Origin of the sequence: Streptomyces sp. NPDC014656 (assembly GCF_043084305.1) — a bacterium.
In the GTDB taxonomy this organism is placed as follows: domain Bacteria; phylum Actinomycetota; class Actinomycetes; order Streptomycetales; family Streptomycetaceae; genus Streptomyces.
Genome location: NZ_JBIBZN010000037.1, coordinates 1 through 6,063 on the forward strand (window position 1 = coordinate 1; position 6,063 = coordinate 6,063).

Genomic DNA, 6,063 nt, shown 5'->3' on the forward strand with positions numbered 1-6,063 from the left:
TCCACACCCCGCAGGACATCCTCCACCCGCCACTCCACACACCGCTCCACCGCCGACGCCACCTCACGGAAATGACCCGCGAAACCGGCGTCCGCATCCAGCAGCTCCACCGCCATACCCGCCCACTGCGAACCCTGACCCGGGAAGACGAACACCCGACGACCCAGCGGCCGGGTGTGTCCCGCCACCGCGTTCGGCGCGGCCTGGCCCGCCGCGAGCGCTTCGAGACCCGAGCGGACCTCGACGGGGTTCCGCCCGACGACCACCGCGCGGTGGTCGAAGACCGCCCGCGAGACGGCCAGGGAGCGGCCGAGGTCCGCCGGCTCGGCCTCCGCGTCGAGCAGCGGAAGCAGGCGCGCCGCCTGCTCGCGCAGGGCGGGTCCGGTCTTCGCGGACAGCACCAGGGGAAGCGCGGACGCCTCCCGCCCGGCGGCCTCCTCGTCCTCGGCGGACTCCTCCGCCTCCGGGGCCTGTTCGAGGATCACATGGGCGTTGGTGCCGCTCATGCCGAAGGCCGACACGCCGGCCCGGCGCGGCCGGCCGGTCTCCGGCCACGGCCGCTGCTCCGTCAGCAGCTCCACCGCGCCCGCCGACCAGTCCACGAACGACGACGGCTCGTCCACGTGCAGGGTGCGCGGCAGTACGCCGTGCCGCATCGCCTGGACCATCTTGATGACGCCCGCGAGACCGGCCGCCGCGAGGGTGTGGCCGATGTTCGACTTGGCCGAGCCGAGCCAGAGCGGCCGGTCGGCGGGGCGGTCCTGCCCGTACGTGTCGAGCAGCGCCTGCGCCTCGATCGGGTCGCCGAGCCGCGTGCCGGTGCCGTGCGCCTCGACGGCGTCCACGTCCCCGGGAGCGAGTCCGGCCGCCTCCAGCGCCCGGGTGATCACCCGCTGCTGGGCGGGGCCGTTGGGCGCGGTCAGGCCGTTGCTGGCGCCGTCCTGGTTGAGGGCGGAGCCGCGGACGACCGCGAGCACCCGGTGGCCGTTCCGCAGGGCGTCGGACAGCCGCTCCACCACCAGGACGCCGACGCCCTCGGCGAAGCCCGTACCGTCGGCGCCCTCCGCGAACGCCTTGCAGCGGCCGTCGGGCGCCAGGCCGCGCTGCCGGCTGAAGTCGACGAACCCGGACGGGGTGACCATCACCGTCACGGCGCCGACCAGGGCGAGCGAGCACTCGTCCTGGCGCAGTGCCTGGGACGCCAGGTGCAGGGCGGTGAGCGAGGAGGAGCAGGCCGTGTCCACGGTGACCGCGGGCCCTTCGAGACCGAAAGTGTACGCGACCCGGCCGGAGATCACGCTGCTCGCGGTGCCGGTCAGCCGGTACGCCTCGATCTCCTCCGGCGGCCGGGTGAGCAGGAGCTGGTAGTCGTCGCTGACGCAGCCCGCGTACACGCCGGTCCGTGAGCCCCGCAGGGTGGCGGGGTCGATGCCGGCCCGCTCCAGCGCCTCCCACGACGCCTCCAGGAGCAGGCGCTGCTGCGGGTCCATCGCCAGTGCCTCGCGCGGCGACACCCCGAAGAACTCGGCGTCGAACTCGCCCGCGTCGTACAGGAATCCGCCTTCGCGGGCGTACGCGGTCCCCGGGTTCTCCGGGTCGGCGTCGTACAGGCCCTTCAGGTCCCAGCCGCGGTCCGCCGGGAAGCCGGAGATCGCGTCCCGGCCCTCGGTCACCAGGTCCCACAGGTCCTCGGGGGAGCGGACGCCGCCCGGGAAGCGGCAGCTCATCCCGACGATGGCGATCGGCTCGGCGGCACGGTCCCGCAGCGCCTTCAACTCGCGCCGCGAGGACTGGAGTTCCGCCGTCGTCCGTTTGAGATAGTCCCGAAGCTTCGTTTCGTCAGACATTTTTTTTCCTCGGCTTCCTCGCTGTCAGGTCTGGGGAGGGGCGACGGCTTCACGCGCTGGCGTCCAGCTCGCGGTCGAGCAGGGCGAACAGGTCGTCGTCGGACGTGTCGTCGAGCGCCGCGAGCGCGGCGGCGGTGTCGTCGAAGCCGCCCCGGTCGTCCGTGCCGGCCCCGTCCGTCCCCCCGGCCCCGTCGGCCCCGCCGCTCGTCCGCGACCCGGCGGCCGGGAGGCCCGCCCCCGCGATCCGGTCGAGGCGGACTCGTACGTACGTGGCGATGGCCGCCGGAGTGGGGTGGTCGAAGACCAGGGTCGCGGGCAGGGCGAATCCGACGACCTCCGCGAGCCTGTTCCGCAGCGCCACCGCGGCCATCGAGTCGAAGCCCATGTCCTTCAGCGAGCGTTCGCCGTCGACCTCGTCCCGCCCCGCGTACCCCTGGAGGGCGGCGATCTCGTCCCTGACCAGGTCGAGCAGGCGCGTCGCGCGCTCGCCGTCCGGCAGGCCGGCCAGCGCCTCGGCGAGCGTCGGCGCGTCGTCCTCGTGCTCCGCCGCACCGGTGGAACCACCGGCGGCCTGGGCGGTGGACCGTGCCGCGCGCCTCCACGAGGCGAGCAGCGGAAGGGCTCCGCCGAACGCCTCGGCGGTGTCGATGCCCAGCGCCGCCGCCAGCGCGCCGAGGTCCTCCGATTCCACGGCCTCCCAGAACCGCGCCTCGGGGGAGCCGGGCCGCGCCTCCGGCTCGACGGCCTCCAGCCAGAAACGCTTGCGCTGGAAGGCGTACGTCGGCAGGTCGAGCACCCGGCCGGAGCCGGCTGCTCCCCTCAGCGCCTCCCAGTCGAGGGGGGCGCCGTGCGTCCACGCCTCGGCGGCGGCGGTCACGGCGGTGCGCGTCTCGGGCCGGCCGCGCCGCAGAGCGGCGAGGGTGACCGCGTTCCCCTCGGCGGGGAGACTGTCGCGGGTCATCGGGGTGAGGATCGCGTCGGGCCCGATCTCCAGGAACGTCGTCACACCCTCGGTGTGGAGGGTGGTGACGCCGTCGGAGAAACGGACCGCCTCACGGATGTGACGCACCCAGTACTCGGCCGTGGTGATCCGCTCCGGGTCTGCCAGAGCCCCCGTCAGGTTCGAAACCAGCGGAATCCGGGGCGGGTTGAGGACCAGCCCGTCCACCACGGCACGGAAGTCGTCGAGGATCGCGTCCATGCGGGGCGAGTGGAACGCGTGACTTACCTGCAGCCGCTTCGCCTTACGGCCCCGCGCCTTCCAGTACTCCCCCACCGCAAGCACCGCGTCCGTGTCACCGGCGACCACCGTGGAAAGCGGCCCGTTGACCGCCGCGACAGCGACACCGGCACTGAGCGTCGGAAGAACCTCCTCCTCCGACGCCTGCACCGACAGCATGGCCCCGCCCTCGGGCAGAGCCTGCATCAGCCGGCCCCGAGCCGTGATCAACCGCGCCGCATCCGCAAGCGACAGCACACCCGCCGTATGAGCCGCCGTGATCTCGCCCACCGAGTGACCGGTCACATAGTCCGGGGTGATACCCCAGGACGCGTACAGACGCGTCAGCGCCGTCTCCACCGCGAACAACGCCGGCTGCGTATAAGCCGTCGTGTGCAGCAGACCCGCCTCCTCGGAATCCGGATCCGCCCACATCACCTCCCGCAGCGGACGATCCAGATGAACGTCCAGCGCCTCACACACCTCGTCCAAAGCCGCCGCGAACACCGGATAGACGCCATACAGCTCACGCCCCATCCCCAGCCGCTGACTGCCCTGCCCCGTGTAGAGGAACGCCAGGGCACCCTCGTCCACGACACCACGCACCAGACCCGCCCAAGGCCGGCCCTCCGCCAGCGCCGCGAGCGACTCCCGCACCGCACCCGCGTCCTCGGCCACCACCACCGCACGATGCTCAAGCGCCGCACGCGCTGTCGCCGCCGTGAACGCCACATCCCCCAACGACACCCCCGACCCACCCTCCAGATAGGCGGCCAGTCGTTCGCCCTGGGCGCGTACCGCCGTCTCCGAGCGGGCCGACAGCGGAACCGTCACCGGAAGCCCCTCCGGCCCGGTCCCGTCGGTCGGGGTCTCCGGCTCCGGCTCCGGTTCGGGGGCCTGCTCGACGATGACGTGGGCGTTGGTGCCGCTGATCCCGAAGGACGACACGCCGGCCCGGCGCGGCCGGCCCGTCTCCGGCCACGGCCGCTGCTCGGTCAGCAGCTCCACACCGCCCGCCGACCAGTCCACGAACGACGACGGCTCGTCCACGTGCAGCGTGCGCGGCAGCACACCGTGCCGCATCGCGAGGACCATCTTGAACAGGCCCGCCATTCCGGCCGCCGCCTGCGTGTGACCGATGTTGGACTTCACCGAGCCGAGCCAGAGCGGCCGGTCGGCGGGACGGTCCTGCCCGTAGGTGGCCAGCAGCGCCTGCGCCTCGATCGGGTCGCCGAGCCGGGTGCCGGTGCCGTGCGCCTCGACGGCGTCCACGTCCGCCGGGGAGAGGCCCGCGGCCTCCAGCGCCTGGGTGATCACCCGCTGCTGGGCGGGGCCGTTGGGCGCGGTCAGGCCGTTGCTGGCGCCGTCCTGGTTGATCGCGGTGCCGCGGATCACGGCCAGCACCCGGTGGTTGTTGCGTATCGCGTCGGACAGCCGCTCGACCAGCACCACACCGACGCCCTCGGACCAGCCGGTCCCGTCCGCCGCCTCCGCGAAGGACTTGCAGCGGCCGTCGGGGGACAGGCCGCGCTGGCGGCTGAAGTCCACGAAGGTGTCCGGCGAGGACATCACCGTCACTCCTCCGGCGAGCGCCATCGTGCACTCTCCCTGGCGCAGTGCCTGGGCGGCCATGTGCAGGGCCACGAGGGAGGAGGAGCAGGCGGTGTCGACGGTGACCGCCGGGCCTTCGAGACCGAGGGCGTAGGAGATCCGGCCCGTGCTGACGCTGCCGGTGTTGCCGGTGCCGATGTACCCCTCCAGGTCGGCGGGGACGGCGGGCAGCCGGCTCACGTAGTCGTGGTACATGACGCCCGCGTACACACCGATCCTGCTGCCCCGGACGGAGGCCGGGTCGATCCCGGCGCGCTCGAAGACCTCCCAGGAGGTCTCCAGGAGCAGGCGCTGCTGCGGGTCCATCGCCAGCGCCTCGCGCGGCGAGATCCCGAAGAACGCCGCGTCGAACTCACCGGCGTCGTAGAGGAAGCCGCCGTCGCGGGCGTACGTCGTCCCCGGGTTCTCGGGGTCCGGGTGGTAGAGCCGTTCCAGGTCCCAGCCGCGGTCGACCGGGAAGCCGGAGACCGCGTCCCGGCCCTCGGCCACGAGCTGCCAGAGGTCTTCCGGTGAGGTGACCCCGCCGGGGTAGCGGGCGGCCATGCCGACGATCGCGATCGGCTCGTCGTCCGTCCCGCCGGCCCGCCGGGCGGACGGCGCCGGGGCGGTGGCCGGGAGGGCGCCGACCAGCTCGGTGCGCAGGTGGCGGGCGAGCGCCTGCGGCGTCGGGTGGTCGAAGACGAGGGTGGCGGGCAGCCGGAGGCCGGTTGCCTGGTTCAGGCGGTTGCGCAGCTCGACCGCGGTGAGCGAGTCGAAGCCCAGTTCCTTGAACCCCCGGCGGCTGTCCACCGCGTCGGGGCTGCTGTGGTCGAGCGCCGCCGCCACCTCGCCGCGGACCAGTTCCAGGAGCAGCTTGTCCTGGTCCGGCTCGGGGAGTCGGGCGAGCCGGCCGGCCAGTGACGTGGCTCCGCCCGCCGCCGCAGCGGCCGCGGCACGCCGTACCGGCCTGCGGACGAGTCCGCGCAGCACGGCCGGCAGCGCGGACGCGTCGCGCCTGCCGAGCGCGGACGTGTCGAGACGGCCGATCGGGACGAGCTGTGCCGTGTCCTGCGCGACCGCCAGGTCGAACAGGCGGAGCCCCTGCTCGGGGGTGAAGGCGGCCAGGCCGGTACGGGCGAGCCGGGCACGGTCCACCTCTCCCAGGCCGGATTCCATGCCGCCTTCGGCCCAGAGGCCCCAGGCGAGGGAGGTGGCGGGCAGGCCCTGGGCGCGGCGCTGTTCGGCGAGCGCGTCCAGGAAGGTGTTGGCCGCCGCGTACCCGCTCTGACCCGCCGTACCGAAGGTGCCGGCCACGGAGGAGAAGAGGACGAAGGCGGTGAGGTCCAGGCCGAGTTCCCCGCTGACGCGATGGAGGTTGTGCGCACCGATCGCCTTCGGAGCCAGCAC

At 73.7% G+C, this 6,063-nt stretch carries 2 protein-coding genes; both read right to left on the bottom strand.

From position 1 onward, the window contains the following. Positions 1-1,847 (bottom strand): type I polyketide synthase (locus tag ACF1ED_RS37150; RefSeq protein ID WP_391767788.1); only part of this gene is annotated, 1,847 nt, incomplete at its 3' end. A 49-nt stretch (positions 1,848-1,896) separates the two neighbouring features. Then, the coding region (locus ACF1ED_RS37155; protein ID WP_391767789.1) for a beta-ketoacyl synthase N-terminal-like domain-containing protein at positions 1,897-6,063 on the bottom strand (4,167 nt) is incomplete at its 5' end.